This window comes from Pseudomonas guariconensis (genome assembly GCF_024127895.1).
Taxonomy (GTDB): domain Bacteria; phylum Pseudomonadota; class Gammaproteobacteria; order Pseudomonadales; family Pseudomonadaceae; genus Aquipseudomonas; species Aquipseudomonas guariconensis_B.
In genome coordinates, this window is the sequence record NZ_JAMYBK010000005.1 from 47,498 (window position 1) to 61,180 (window position 13,683).

The window sequence follows — 13,683 nt, forward strand, 5'->3', positions numbered from 1 at the left end:
CGTCGACTGCAGAGGTCTGTGCTTGCATGTATCACGGTGAACGTTTCAACGCCTGGACGCACCTGGTCGGTGCCGTGCTGGCCTGCATCGGTGCCATCTGGCTGATCGTCGTGGCCGGGCTGCAGGGCGACCCCTGGAAGATCGTCAGTTTCTCCATCTACGGCGCCACCCTGCTGCTGCTCTACAGCATCTCCACCCTCTACCACAGCACCCGCGGGCGGGCGAAGGTGATCATGCGCAAGCTCGACCATCTGTCGATCTACCTGCTGATCGCCGGCAGCTATACGCCGTTCTGCCTGGTCAGCCTGCGCGGGCCCTGGGGCTGGAGCCTGTTCGGCGTGGTCTGGGGCCTGGCCGTGGTCGGCATGCTGCAGGAGATCAAGCCGCGCTCGGAGGCGCGGGTGCTGTCGATCATCATCTACGCGGTGATGGGCTGGATCGTCCTGGTGGCGGTCAAGCCCCTGCTGTACAGCCTGGGAGCCGCCGGCTTCGCCTGGCTGGCGGCCGGCGGGGCGTTCTATACCATCGGCATCATCTTCTTCGCCTTCGACAGCCGCTTTCGCCACTGGCATGGCATCTGGCACCTGTTCGTCATCGCCGGCAGCCTGTTGCACTTCATCGCCGTGTTCTTCTACGTGCGTTAAAAGTCGCCCCACAACTGCTGCGCCACCGACAACGCCACCACCGGCGCGGTCTCGGTGCGCAGCACACGTGGGCCGAGGCGGGCGGCGTGGAAACCGGCGGCCTTGGCCTGCTCGACCTCGGTATCGCTCAAGCCGCCTTCCGGGCCGATCAGGAAGGCCAGGCGCGCAGGTTTGGCATGGCGGGTCAAGGGCTCGGCCACCGGGTGCAGGACCAGCTTGAGGTCCGCGTCGCTCGCCTTGAGCCATTCGGCCATGGCCACCGGCGGGTGGATCACCGGCAGGGTCGAGCGGCCGCATTGCTCGCAGGCGCTGATCGCTACCTGGCGCCAATGGGCCAGTCGTTTGTCGGCGCGTTCGTCCTTCAGGCGCACCTCGCAGCGTTCGCTGACGATCGGGGTGATTTCAGTGGCGCCCAGTTCGGTGGCTTTCTGGATCGCCCAGTCCATCCGTTCGCCACGGGACAGGCCCTGGCCCAGGTGAATGCGCAGCGGCGATTCGGCCTGGCCGGGCAGGGCCTGGTCGAGGGCGACGCGCACGGTCTTCTTGCCGACTTCGAGCAACTGGCCACGGTATTCCTGGCCGCTGCCGTCGAACAGTTGCACGGCGTCACCGGGGGCCATGCGCAGCACGCGGCCAATGTAGTGGGCCTGGGCCTCGGGGAGTTCGTGCTCGCCGAGGCCCAGGGGGGCATCGATGAAGAAGCGGGACAGTCTCATGAAGGGCTCGACAGTAAAGTGGTGACGCATTCCGTGTGGGAGCGGGCTTGCCCGCGAATGCGTCCGATCAGGCAACGGGGCCGTGCTGGCTGGCGCATTCGCGGGCAAGCCCGCTCCCACAGGGGAATGCGCGATGCTTGTGGTCAACCCGGATCGCGGAAATCGGGGTGGAAGTCCTTCGGCACCGTCACGCTGACGCTGTCGCGGGTGGCGATGTCGATGCCTTCGCTGGCCACTTCGGCCAGGAAGTCGATCTGTTCCGGGGTGATCACGTACGGCGGCAGGAAATACACCACGCTGCCCAGCGGGCGCAACAGGGCACCACGGGTCAGGGCATGCTCGAAGACCTTCAGGCCACGCCGTTCCTGCCAGGGGTAGGCGACCTTGCCGGCCTTGTCCTGGACCATCTCGATGGCCAGGGCCATGCCGGTCTGGCGCACTTCGGCCACGTGCGGGTGGTCGGCCAGGTGCGCGGTGGCGCTGGCCATGCGCGCGGACAGGGCTTTGTTGGCCTCGATCACCTGGTCCTGCTCGAAGATGTCCAGGGTCGCCAGGGCCGCTGCGCAGGCCAGCGGGTTGCCGGTGTAGCTGTGCGAATGGAGGAAGGCGCGCAGGGTCGGGTAGTCGTCGTAGAAGGCCTGGTACACCTCGTCGGTGGTCAGGCAGGCGGCCAGTGGCAGGTAGCCGCCGGTCAGCGCCTTGGACAGGCACAGGAAGTCCGGGCGGATGCCGGCCTGTTCGCAGGCGAACATCGTCCCGGTGCGGCCGAAGCCCACGGCGATCTCGTCATGGATCAGGTGCACGCCATAGCGGTCGCAGGCCTCGCGCAGCAGCTTGAGGTACACCGGATGGTACATGCGCATGCCACCGGCCCCCTGGATCAGCGGCTCGACGATCACCGCGGCGATGCTGGCGTGGTGTTCGGCCAGGGTCTGCTCCATGGCGGCGAACATGTTCCGGGAATGCTCTTCCCAGCCCATGCCCTTTGGGCGCAGGTAGCAGTCGGGGCTCGGGACCTTGATGGTGTCGAGCAGCAGTGCCTTGTAGGTTTCGGTGAACAGCGGCACGTCGCCCACCGACATGGCGGCGATGGTCTCGCCGTGGTAGCTGTTGCTCAGGGTGACGAAGCGCTTCTTGTCGGGCTGGCCCTTGTTCTGCCAATAGTGGAAGCTCATCTTCAGCGCCACTTCGATGCACGACGAGCCGTTGTCGGCATAGAACACCCGCTCCAGCCCGGCCGGGGTCATGGCCACCAGGCGTTCGGACAGCTCGATCACCGGCTGGTGGCTGAAACCGGCCAGGATCACATGCTCGAGCTGGTCGACCTGGTCCTTGATGCGCTGGTTGATGCGTGGGTTGGCATGGCCGAACACGTTGACCCACCAGGAGCTGACGGCGTCCAGGTAGCGCTTGCCCTCGAAGTCTTCCAGCCACACGCCCTCGCCACGGCGGATGGGGATCAGCGGCAGGTGCTCGTGGTCTTTCATCTGGGTGCAGGGGTGCCACAGGACCTTGAGGTCGCGTTGCATCCACTCGTTGTTCAGGCCCATGGGCACTTCTCCTGGCGACGCGGCGTGTATGAACCGGTAAGCCTAAGCAAAGCCGGCGGACGGGACAACCGCAGTGCTGACTGAAACAAAAAATCCAGTGCTGCTAGGCACTTGATGGCGCTGTGCTGGCGAGGTTCGCATACCTGACGTATTCTTAACGCATCACCCCCTGGGGGCTCGTTTCCCCCCTTTTTTCGTCATCTCTGATCCGGAGTTCGCCAAAATGGCTGCTGCTTGGGTGCGCCTGTGCGCGTTGATATTGATCGGTGTGTCCAGCGGTGCCGCGCTGGCAAAGGACAAGACACCGTCGGCGATCGTGGTGGGTGGCGGCCTGGCGGGCCTGACCGCAGCCTACGAACTGCAGAACAAGGGCTGGCAGGTCACCCTGCTGGAGGCCAAGTCCGGCATGGGAGGACGCTCGGGCCTGGCCACCAGCGAATGGATCGGCAACAGCAAGGCTCAGCCGGTGCTCAATCAGTATCTGGAGCGTTTCAAGCTTGAAACACTGCCGGCGCCGGAGTTCGTGCGCACCCCCGGCTACCTGATCGACGGCGAATACTTCAGCGCCGCCGACCTGGCCACCAAGCAGCCAGTCACTGCCGAAGCGCTCAAGCGCTACGAGAAGACCCTCGACGACCTGGCCCGTTCGATCGACGATCCGCTGAACCCGGCGGCCAACAGCACGCTGTTCGCCCTCGACCAGATGAACGTCTCCACCTGGCTGGACAAGCTGCAGTTGCCGACCACTGCGCGCCAACTGATCAACCAGCAGATTCGCACCCGCTACGACGAGCCCTCGCGCCTGTCGCTGCTCTATTACGCCCAGCAGACCCGTGTCTACCGTGGCGTCAGCGACCGAGACCTGCGCGCCGCGCGCCTGCCAGGCGGCAGCCCGGTGCTGGCCCAGGCGTTCGTCAAGCAGCTCAAGACCATCAAGACCAGCTCGCCGGTGACCGCCATCGTCCAGGACAAGAACGGCATCATGGTCAAGGTCGGCGATGTCGGCTACCAGGCCGATTACCTGGTCATGGCCGTGCCGCTGCGTGCGCTGGCGAAGATCCAGATGACCCCGGGGCTGGACAGCCAGCACCTGGCGGCCCTCAAGGGGACCAACTACGGCTGGCGCGACCAGATGATGCTCAAGTTCAAGCAGCCGGTATGGGAAAGCCGTGCGCGCATGTCTGGCGAGATCTTCAGCAACGCCGGCCTGGGCATGTTGTGGATCGAGCCGGCGCTCAAGGGCGGGGCCAACGTGGTGATCAACCTGTCCGGTGACAATGCGCGCCTGTTGCAGGCGTTCGGCGACAAGCAGATGGTCGACCAGGTCCTGATTCGCCTGCACGCCTTCTACCCGCAGGCCCGTGGTGCGTTCACCGGCTATGAAGTGCGCCGCTACAGCACCCAGGCCGGCATGGGCGGCGCGTACCTGGCCTACGGGCCAGGGCAGATCAGCAAGTACTGGCGCCTGTGGGAGCGCCCGGTGCAGCGTATCGCCTTTGCCGGCGAGCACACCGATGCCCTGTACCCGGGCACCCTCGAAGGCGCCCTGCGCAGTGGCCAGCGGGCGGCCAGCCAGGTGCAGGACCTGGCGGCCGGCAAGTCGTTCGAGCCGGCCAAGGCCAAGCCGGTGGCTGCGGCGCCTGCCGTCGGCAAGGACAAGCCAGCCGGCTTCTTCTCACGCCTGTTCGGTGGCGACGACAAGCCGCAGCCCAAGGAAGCCCCCGTCAAGGCGGCGCCCGAGGCGGGCTGATTCGATGTAATGGGCGGGGCTGCTTCGCGCCCCATCGCCGGCAAGCCGGCTCCCACAGGGTGGACTGCCCCCGAAAAGTTGGACAGGTTAGCTAGCGACCTGTGTGGGAGCCGGCTTGCCGGCGATGGGGCGCGAAGCGGCCCCAAGTACGCTCCCCGCGACAACACCTCATCTCCCGTCTACCGTTAATGTTTCCTTAATAGGAAGCTCGCACACTACATATCGGATTTGTCGATAATCCGAAGCAAGTTTTTCCGCTTTTATTCGATACGTTTCGCGCTAGTCTGTGCGCAGCTTTCACGGGGAACATGCCAACATGCAACTGCGCAACTCACCTTCTCGCTATGGCCTGGTCAGCATCGTCCTGCACTGGGGCGTAGCCCTGGCGGTCTTCGGCCTGTTCGGCCTGGGCCTGTGGATGGTCGGCCTCGACTACTACAGCCCATGGCGCAAGTCGGCGCCCGACCTGCACAAGAGCATCGGCCTGATACTGCTGGCGGTGATGCTGCTGCGCGTGCTCTGGCGCTTCGTCAGCCCGCCACCACCGGCACCGGCCAACCACGGGGCATTCACCCGGCTGGCCGCCAAGCTGGGGCACCTGGCACTGTACCTTGGCCTGTTCGCGGTGATGATCGCCGGCTACCTGATCTCCACCGCCGACGGTGTCGGTATCCCGGTATTCGGCCTGTTCGAGGTGCCGGCGCTGCTCAGCGATCTGCCCGACCAGGCGGACACTGCCGGGGTCATCCACCTCTACCTGGCCTGGGGGCTGGTGATCTTCGCCATCCTGCATGGCCTGGCAGCCCTCAAGCACCATTTCATCGACCGTGACGCGACCCTGACCCGCATGCTGGGCCGCAAAGCTTGACTCTCAACCTCAATTGCAAAGGAAGGAAGTAAGGATGTTGAAAAAGACTTTTGCCGCCCTGGCGCTCGGTACCGCCCTGTTCTCCGCCGGCCAGGCCATGGCCGCCGAATACAAGATCGACAAGGAAGGCCAGCACGCGTTCGTCGACTGGAAGATCAGCCACCTGGGCTACAGCTTCATCCACGGCACGTTCCGCGACTTCGACGGTGCGTTCACCTGGGACAGCGCCAAGCCCGAGGCCAGCAAGATCAACGTGGACCTGAAGACCGCCAGCCTGTGGTCGAACCACGCCGAGCGTGACAAGCACATCGCCAGCGCCGATTTCCTGGACGTGAAGAAGTATCCAGAGGCCAAGTTCGTTTCCACCAGCGTCAAGCCGACCGGTGACAAGACCGCCGACGTGACCGGCGACCTGACCCTGCACGGCGTGACCAAGCCGGTCACCTTCAAGGCCGTGTTCAACGGTGAAGGCAAGGACCCATGGGGCGGCGAGCGTGCGGGCTTCAACGCCACCACCACGCTGAACCTGAACGACTTTGGCATCAAGGGCCCGGGCCCAACCTCCCAGACCCTGGACCTGGACATCAGCATCGAAGGCGTGAAGAAGTAACGCGCTGATCCCTTAGGGCTGCTGTGCGCAGCCCCAACGGTTTGCTGGTCAGCGATTGCGGGTCAGCAGGGCAGGGCGCTCGCCCCGCGGACGGCTCGGCAGATCATCCAGTTGCTCGGGCGTTGGGTAACGGTCGAGCTTGGACTCCTTGCGAATGATCACCGGCTGCTGCTGTTCGCGCTGTTCGCGTGGGTTGCGCACCGCTGGCTCCTGCCGGGAGAAGTCATCGCGGCCCGCGCGGTTGCGCCCGGCGTTGCCATCACGGCGCGCGCCACCGTTGTTGTTGCGGGCACGCTTTTCGCCGGAGCCCTGGCGCTGACCACCGCCATTGCGGCCCTGGCCCCCCGCGTTACGCTGGCCGTTGCCCTGGTTGGCGTTGCCGCCATTGCCACCGGGGCGACGGTTGCGGCCCTGGTTCTTGGCGTTCTGGTAGGGGCTTACGTAGTCGGCACGGTTGCCGAAGTTGTCGATATCGTCATCCAGGAATTCCTCCGGGTCACGATCGGCCGGAATCGGCGGGATGCTGGCGTGCGCCTGGCCAGCCTGTTGGCGTGGCTTCTTGTTGTCGCGTGGCTTGCGCGCTTGCTTCTGCTGCTTGTCGCCGGCCTTGGCCTTCTCGGCGGGCTTCTCGGCGGCCTGCTGCTTGGCCTTGCCTTTGTCCTTGCCCTTGTCCTTGCGCCCGCCGCTGCCTTCCTTGCCACCTTCGCCGCGTGCCTGGTTGCGCCCGCCACGACCGCTGTTCTGCGGACGTTCACGGACTTCCGGCTTCTCGGCTTCCACCTGGCTGGGGTCGAAGCCCATCAGGTCGCCATCGGGGATCTTCTGCCGGGTGACGCGTTCGATGCTCTTGAGCAGCTTCTCTTCGTCTGGCGCCACCAGCGAGATGGCTTCGCCCGAGCGGCCGGCACGGCCGGTGCGACCGATGCGGTGGACATAGTCTTCCTCGACGTTGGGCAGCTCGAAGTTGACTACGTGGGGCAATTGGTCGATATCCAGGCCACGCGCGGCGATATCGGTGGCCACCAGCACGCGCACGGTGTTGGCCTTGAAGTCGGCCAGGGCCTTGGTGCGGGCGTTCTGGCTCTTGTTGCCGTGGATCGCGGCGGCGCTCAGGCCGTGCTTTTCCAGGTACTCGGCCAGGCGGTTGGCGCCATGCTTGGTGCGGGTGAACACCAGCACCTGTTCCCAGGCGCCCAGGGTGATCAGGTGCGCCAGCAGGGCGCGCTTGTGGCTGGCTGGCAGGCGGTAGACGCGCTGCTCGATACGCTCGACCGTGGTGTTCGGCGGCGTGACCTCGATGCGCTCGGGGTTGTGCAGCAGCTTGTCGGCAAGGTCGGTGATGTCCTTGGAGAAGGTGGCCGAGAACAGCAGGTTCTGGCGCTTGGCCGGCAGGCGGGCGAGGACCTTCTTGACGTCGTGGATGAAGCCCATGTCGAGCATGCGGTCGGCTTCGTCGAGGACCAGGATCTCCACGTGGGCGAGGTCGACGCTGCCTTGGCCGGCCAGGTCGAGCAGGCGGCCGGGGCAGGCCACCAGGACGTCGACGCCCTTGGCCATGGCCTGGATCTGCGGGTTCATGCCGACGCCGCCGAAGATGCAGGCGCTGACCAGGTGCAGGTCACGGGCATAGACCTTGAAGCTGTCATGCACCTGGGCGGCCAGTTCGCGGGTCGGTGTCAGCACCAATACCCGTGGCTGGCGTGGGCCGTGGCGCTGGGACTTGTCGGGGTGGCCGCCGGGGAACAGGCGCTCGAGGATCGGCAAGGCGAAGCCGCCGGTTTTGCCAGTACCTGTCTGGGCGGCGACCATCAGGTCGCGGCCTTGCAACACGGCGGGAATGGCCCGCTGTTGCACCGGAGTGGGCTGGGTATAGCCCGCAGCCTCGATAGCGCGGACAAGAGCCTCGGAGAGACCGAGGGAAGCAAAGGACATGGGCAATCCTGTTCTCGTGGGGGCTGGGCCCGATGGGATGATCTGCCTGGCGCGACGGGCATCGGAAGGATGCGATCGCGTCCGGTCCAGCAGGGCGTCACTGCGCATCCGGGAAGCGGCGGGCGGGCACTGGGGGGTGCGTTGCCGACGGTCGAGATGCCTGTTGCGAGGCCGAGCGTCCGGGCGTGAGCCGGGCGGGAAGGCCCGAGTATAACAGAGCTATCGCGGTGTGCCGCGTTCCTGCTGCTCAACGGTGTCAGGAATATCGGCGCCATCGCCGTCATAGCGTGCGTTGATCGCTGCATAGGCCGGTTCCAGCTTGAAGCGCCGCAGTTCGGCGGCGAACGCCTGGGCCAGTTGCTCGCGGCCTGGTTTGCGTGCCAGGCCCAGGTACTGCGGGTGGCGGCTGATCACCAGGGGCAGTTCCTCGACCTGCCGCTCGAGCCCCAGTTGGCGGCGTAGGTAGCGCCCGCCACGGCGGTCGGTCACCAGCAGGTCGATGCGGCCCAGGAGCAGTTTGCCGAAGTTCGCCTCGAGGGTGGGCGCCGCTTCCCGGCGAAACAGCGGGGATTCGCTGAACGCGGCACTGTAGGCGTAGCCCGGGGCAGTGCCCACGGTCAGGCCGGCGAGGTCTTCCAGGCGTTCGACGGCATGACGCCGGGCACGGGCCTGGAACAGCACGAACTCGACCTGCGACATGGGCTCGTCCGGGTAGACCAGGTAGGGCCTGCGCGAGTCGAGCCGGAAAATGTCCATCACGCCGTCGGCCTGGCCCTGCTCGACCATGGCCAGGCAGCGCTTCCACGGCAGGAACTGCCAGTCGATGTCGAAGCCCAGGCGTTTGAACACTTCGTTGGTGACTTCGTAATCGATGCCCCGCGGCTGGCCATTGTCCCGGTAGATGTAGGGCGCCCAGTCGTCGCTGACCAGGCGCAGCCGCTCGGCCTGGGCCAGCGGGCCCAGGCAGGCGAGCAGCAGGAGGCAGAAGAGGCGGGTGACATGGCGCATGGCGGGCAGGGTACGCCGTCCGCCGGTCGATGGCCAGAGAGCCGCTGCGCAGGGCCTGGACGCACCTTTTCGGTGCTCATCCAGGCCCCTGCCGGATTAGCGTGGCAGCTTGAGGTTGTTCCAGATCGCCAGGCTCGGCTCGGCCTGGTTCAGGGTGTAGAAGTGCAGCCCGGGTGCGCCGCCTTGCAGCAGTTGCTCGCACATGCGGGTGATCACTTCCTCGCCGAACGCCTGGATGCTGCGGGTGTCGTCCCCGTAGGCTTCCAGCTGCTTGCGGATCCAGCGCGGGATCTCGGCGCCGCAGGCATCGGAGAAGCGTGCCAGCTTGCTGTAGTTGGTGATCGGCATGATGCCGGGTACCACCGGAATGTCCACACCCAGCTTGCGCACGCGCTCGACGAAGTAGAAATAGCTGTCGGCGTTGAAGAAGTACTGGGTGATGGCGCTGTCGGCGCCGGCCTTGACCTTGTGCACGAAGTTGGCCAGGTCGTCCTCGAAGTTGCGTGCCTGGGGGTGCATCTCGGGGTAGGCGGCGACTTCCAGGTGGAAGTGGTCACCGCTTTCCTGGCGGATGAACTCGACCAGGTCGCTGGCGTAGCGCAGTTCGCCATAGGCCATGCCCATGCCCGACGGCAGGTCGCCACGCAGGGCGACGATGCGCTTGATTCCGGCTGCCTTGTATTGGGCGATCAGGGTGCGCAGTTCGTCCTTGCTGTCACCGACGCAGGACAGGTGTGGCGCGGCGGCTACCTTGGCCTCGCTTTCCAGTTGCAGCACGGTGTTGAGGGTACGGTCGCGGGTCGAGCCCCCTGCGCCATAGGTGCAGGAGAAGAAATCGGGGTTATAGGTGGCCAGCTGGCGGGCGACGCCCATCAGTTTTTCATGGCCGGCCTCGGTCTTGGTGGGGAAGAACTCGAAACTGTAGCGGCGTTCTTGTGACATCACTCGTTCCTCGAGCAGCGGGCTTGAGCTTCAAGCGGCGAGCTGCAAGTGAAAGCCAGATCGGTGGTGGCCGATCTGGCTGGGGCATCGTTCAAGGTCCATTCAGCTGCAAGAAGCATCGGCACGCGCTGATTTTTCTTGCCGCTTGCAACTGACAGCTTGCCGCTGGTTAGTAGCGGTAGGTGTCTGGCTTGAACGGGCCGTCGACGGTCACGCCGATGTATTCGGCCTGCTGCGGGGTCAATTGGGTGACCACGCCGCCGAAGCCGCGGACCATCTCCAGGGCCACTTCCTCGTCGAGCTTCTTGGGCAGCACTTCCACGGTCAGGCGCTCGGCCTTCTGCGCGGCCGGCAGTTCGGCGAACTTCTGGCCGAACAGGAAGATCTGCGCCAGCACCTGGTTGGCGAACGAGCCGTCCATGATGCGGCTCGGGTGGCCGGTGGCGTTGCCCAGGTTCACCAGGCGGCCTTCGGCCAGCAGGATCAGGTAGTCGTCGTTCTGCGGGTCGAAGGTGCCGGCGCCGGTGCGGTGGATCTTGTGCACCTGCGGCTTGACCTCTTCCCAGGCCCAGTGCTTGCGCATGAAGGCGGTGTCGATCTCGTTGTCGAAGTGACCGATGTTGCAGACCACGGCACGCTTCTTCAGGGCCTTGAGCATGTTGGCGTCGCAGACGTTGACGTTACCGGTGGTGGTGACGATCAGGTCGATGCGGCCCAGCAGGTCACGGTTGATGCCGTCCTCGGTGCCGGTGTTGATGCCGTTCTTGAACGGCGACACGACTTCGAAACCGTCCATGCACGCCTGCATGGCGCAGATCGGGTCGACTTCGGTGACCTTGACGATCATGCCTTCCTGGCGCAGGGACTGGGCCGAGCCCTTGCCCACGTCGCCGTAGCCGATCACCAGGGCCTGTTTGCCCGACAGCAGGTGGTCGGTACCGCGCTTGATGGCGTCGTTGAGGCTGTGGCGGCAGCCGTACTTGTTGTCGTTCTTGCTCTTGGTGACCGAGTCGTTGACGTTGATCGCCGGGACTTTCAGCTCGCCCTTGGCCAGCATGTCCAGCAGGCGGTGCACGCCGGTGGTGGTCTCTTCGGTGATGCCGTGGATCTTGTCCAGCATCGCCGGGTACTTCTTGTGCAGGATCTCGGTCAGGTCACCGCCGTCGTCCAGCACCATGTTGGCGTCCCATGGCTGGCCATCCTTGAGGATGGTCTGCTCGATGCACCACTCGTACTCCTGCTCGGTCTCGCCCTTCCAGGCGAACACCGGGATGCCGGCGGCGGCGATGGCGGCAGCGGCCTGGTCCTGGGTCGAGAAGATGTTGCAGGACGACCAGCGTACTTCGGCACCCAGGGCGATCAGGGTCTCGATCAGCACGGCGGTCTGGATGGTCATGTGGATGCAGCCGAGGATCTTCGCGCCCTTGAGCGGTTGCTCGGCCTGGTATTTGCGGCGCAGACCCATCAGCGCGGGCATTTCCGACTCGGCGATGATGATTTCCTTGCGGCCCCAGTCGGCCAGGGAGATATCGGCGACCTTGAAATCGGAAAAACCTGCAGGCGTGTTTACAGCGCTCATCGAGAGCCTCCATTCGTAGTGTGCGAATGGGCGCCGTTGTGCGTTGAGCGTCCGCGGGAGCGGACAACGCCCCATCCGAGCCTGACAGGTGGAACCTGCTGCAGCGCCCCTCGGACAGGTGGCGGGCATGACCCCTCTGCGGGTGGTCATGTGAAGCGGCTGGGATTATAGCTGCGGCGCAGGCCCAGGCCCAAGGTTTTCTGTCGATTAATCGCGACGATAGTCGATGTTCAATGGAGAGTGACTGGCGGGTCTGCCATCATTACCGCACGTCAGCCAAGCAGGTCAGGAGCACCGATGAATTTCCACACCCGCAAGTGGGTAAAACCCGAAGACCTCAACCCCAACGGCACCCTGTTCGGCGGCAGCCTGCTGCGCTGGATCGACGAGGAGGCGGCGATCTACGCCATCGTCCAGCTGGGCAACCAGCGGGTGGTGACCAAGTACATCTCGGAGATCAACTTCGTCAGCGCCTCGCGCCAGGGCGACATCATCGAGCTGGGCATCACCGCCACCGAGTTCGGTCGTACCTCGATCACCCTCAAGTGCGAAGTGCGCAACAAGATCACCCGCAAGAGCATCCTGACGGTGGACAAGATGGTCTTCGTCAACCTCGGCGAGGACGGCCTGCCAGCGGCGCACGGGCGCACCGAGATCAAGTACATCCAGGACCAGTTCCCCGATACCGCGGTCGAATGAGCTTCAAGCTGCAAGAGAAGGGCGTGCACACTCACGCTTTTTCTTGCAGCGTACAGCTAGTCAGGCTGGGCGCTGACCCCGCGTACAACGCGGCCGATGCTCAAACCCTGCACCAGGATCGACGACAGCACCACGATGTAGGTGATCGACAGCAGCAGGTCACGCTCGGCGCCGGCCGGTAGCGACAGCGCCAGCGCCACGGACACGCCACCGCGCAGGCCGCCCCAGGTCAGTACCCGCACGGTGCCCTTGGGCACACTGCGCCACCGGCGCAGCAGGACGATCGCCGGCGCCACGGTCAGCAGGCGCGACAGCAGTACCGCCACGGCCAGCACGGCGCCTGCGGCCAGGTGCATCCAGTTGAACGGCAGCAGCAACAGCTCCAGGCCGATCAGGGCGAACAGCAGGGCGTTGAGCATATCGTCGATCAACTCCCAGAAACCGTCCATGTAGCGGCGGGTCATGTCGTTCATCGCCAGGTTGCGCCCCAGGTTGCCAATGATCAGGCCGGCCACCACCATGGCGATCGGCGCCGACACGTGCAGCTCGTAGCACATGGCCGAGCCACCGATGACCAGCGCCAGGGTCAGCATCACCTCGACCTGGTACTGCTCGACGCTCTTGATCATGCGGTAGGTGGCGTAGCCGATCAGGCCGCCGAAGACGATGCCGCCGATGGCCTCGCGGGCGAACAGCACGGCGGTGTCGGCGAAGCTTGGCGTCTCGCCGAGCTGGACGATGCCCAGCAGTACGGTGAACACCACCACCGCGGTACCGTCGTTGAACAGCGACTCGCCGACGATGGTGGTCTTCAGTGGTTTGGAGGCGTTGGCGGTACGCAGAGCACCCAGCACGGCGATCGGGTCGGTGGGCGAGATCAGCGCACCGAACAGCAGGCAGTACATCAGCGGCACGTCCCAGCCGAACAGGGCGAAGATCCAGTGCGCCAGGAAACCGATCACCACGGTGGCGATCAGCACGCCGACGGTGGCCAGCAGGCCGATCGGCCAGCGGTAGCTGCGCAGGTCGGCCAGGTTGACGTGCAGGGCGCCGGCGAACAGCAGGAAAGCCAGCATCCAGTGCATGAGCAGATCGTTGAAGTCGATCTGGTTCATCAGCCCTTCGACGCGTTCTTCCAGGCCAGGGAAGCCGATCAGGCTCAGGCCCTGGATGATCAGGGAGAACAGCAGCGCGGTGACCATCACGCCAATGGCTGGCGGTAGGCCGATGAAGCGGTAGTTGACGTAGGTGAGGAGGGTGGTCAGGCAGATAAATGCGGCAACGAGTTCGAGCATCCCGAATCCTGTGACAGTGGCTTCCAAGTCATTACCCGAATGGCTCGGGCAGTTCTTTGATGATCTGGCGGAGCAGCCGGGACACATCTT

11 protein-coding genes, 1 pseudogene and 1 riboswitch are annotated in these 13,683 nt (G+C 65.1%); of the genes and pseudogenes, 5 read left to right on the forward strand and 7 right to left on the reverse strand.

From position 1 onward, the window contains the following. Nucleotides 1-26 precede the first annotated feature (26 nt). Entirely contained in the window at nt 27-644 is a 618-nt protein-coding gene (gene trhA, locus NJF35_RS08055) for a PAQR family membrane homeostasis protein TrhA (protein WP_225788856.1), read from the forward strand. Here the strand turns inward: trhA and NJF35_RS08060 are convergent. Both NJF35_RS08060 and NJF35_RS08065 read right to left on the reverse strand, forming a co-directional pair. Further along, nucleotides 641-1,360, reverse strand: coding sequence for a 16S rRNA (uracil(1498)-N(3))-methyltransferase (locus NJF35_RS08060; protein ID WP_225788857.1), 720 nt, complete (start codon nt 1,358-1,360; stop codon nt 641-643). The two genes, trhA and NJF35_RS08060, sit on opposite strands and share 4 nt — an antisense overlap. A gap of 143 nt (nt 1,361-1,503) precedes the next feature. Beyond that, nucleotides 1,504-2,910 carry an adenosylmethionine--8-amino-7-oxononanoate transaminase gene (locus NJF35_RS08065; RefSeq protein ID WP_225788858.1) on the reverse strand — a complete coding sequence of 469 codons (1,407 nt, stop codon included), beginning with the start codon at nt 2,908-2,910 and terminating at the stop codon, nt 1,504-1,506. Nucleotides 2,911-3,133: 223 nt separating this feature from the next. On the opposite strand from NJF35_RS08065, the pseudogene NJF35_RS08070 reads away from it, so the two are divergent. From NJF35_RS08070 to NJF35_RS08080, 3 genes and pseudogenes are all read left to right on the forward strand, one after another. Further along, nucleotides 3,134-4,651: pseudogene (locus NJF35_RS08070) on the forward strand (flavin monoamine oxidase family protein); the annotation flags it as partial. A gap of 325 nt (nt 4,652-4,976) precedes the next feature. Further along, entirely contained in the window at nt 4,977-5,528 is a 552-nt protein-coding gene (locus NJF35_RS08075; RefSeq protein ID WP_225788859.1) for a cytochrome b, read from the forward strand. Between the two features lie 34 nt (nt 5,529-5,562). Next, complete coding sequence (locus NJF35_RS08080) at nt 5,563-6,138, forward strand: YceI family protein (protein WP_225788860.1); 576 nt, start codon at nt 5,563-5,565, stop codon at nt 6,136-6,138. Between the two features lie 48 nt (nt 6,139-6,186). Here NJF35_RS08080 and NJF35_RS08085 read toward each other — a convergent pair whose 3' ends face one another. The 4 genes from NJF35_RS08085 to ahcY all read right to left on the reverse strand — a co-directional run bounded on the left by NJF35_RS08085 (nt 6,187) and on the right by ahcY (nt 11,599). Beyond that, nucleotides 6,187-8,070: a DEAD/DEAH box helicase gene (locus tag NJF35_RS08085; RefSeq protein ID WP_225788861.1), complete on the reverse strand. Its 1,884-nt coding sequence runs from the start codon at nt 8,068-8,070 to the stop codon at nt 6,187-6,189. A gap of 219 nt (nt 8,071-8,289) precedes the next feature. Next, nucleotides 8,290-9,078: a substrate-binding periplasmic protein gene (locus NJF35_RS08090; protein WP_225788862.1), complete on the reverse strand. Its 789-nt coding sequence runs from the start codon at nt 9,076-9,078 to the stop codon at nt 8,290-8,292. Nucleotides 9,079-9,174: 96 nt separating this feature from the next. After that, nucleotides 9,175-10,020, reverse strand: a complete 846-nt coding sequence (gene metF, locus NJF35_RS08095; protein ID WP_225788863.1) for a methylenetetrahydrofolate reductase [NAD(P)H] — start codon at nt 10,018-10,020, stop codon at nt 9,175-9,177. A 169-nt stretch (nt 10,021-10,189) separates the two neighbouring features. Beyond that, nucleotides 10,190-11,599 (reverse strand): adenosylhomocysteinase, encoded by a 1,410-nt coding sequence (gene ahcY, locus NJF35_RS08100; protein WP_225788864.1) that lies wholly within the window; start codon nt 11,597-11,599, stop codon nt 10,190-10,192. Between the two features lie 21 nt (nt 11,600-11,620). Further along, nucleotides 11,621-11,717, reverse strand: a riboswitch (S-adenosyl-L-homocysteine riboswitch). 179 nt (nt 11,718-11,896) lie between these two features. Here ahcY and NJF35_RS08105 point away from each other — a divergent pair. Next, nucleotides 11,897-12,298, forward strand: a complete 402-nt coding sequence (locus NJF35_RS08105) for an acyl-CoA thioesterase (protein ID WP_317235049.1) — start codon at nt 11,897-11,899, stop codon at nt 12,296-12,298. A 56-nt stretch (nt 12,299-12,354) separates the two neighbouring features. Here NJF35_RS08105 and NJF35_RS08110 read toward each other — a convergent pair whose 3' ends face one another. Beyond that, a complete protein-coding gene (locus NJF35_RS08110) occupies nt 12,355-13,593 on the reverse strand; it encodes a cation:proton antiporter (protein ID WP_225788865.1) in 1,239 nt (412 codons plus the stop codon). Nucleotides 13,594-13,683 lie beyond the last annotated feature (90 nt).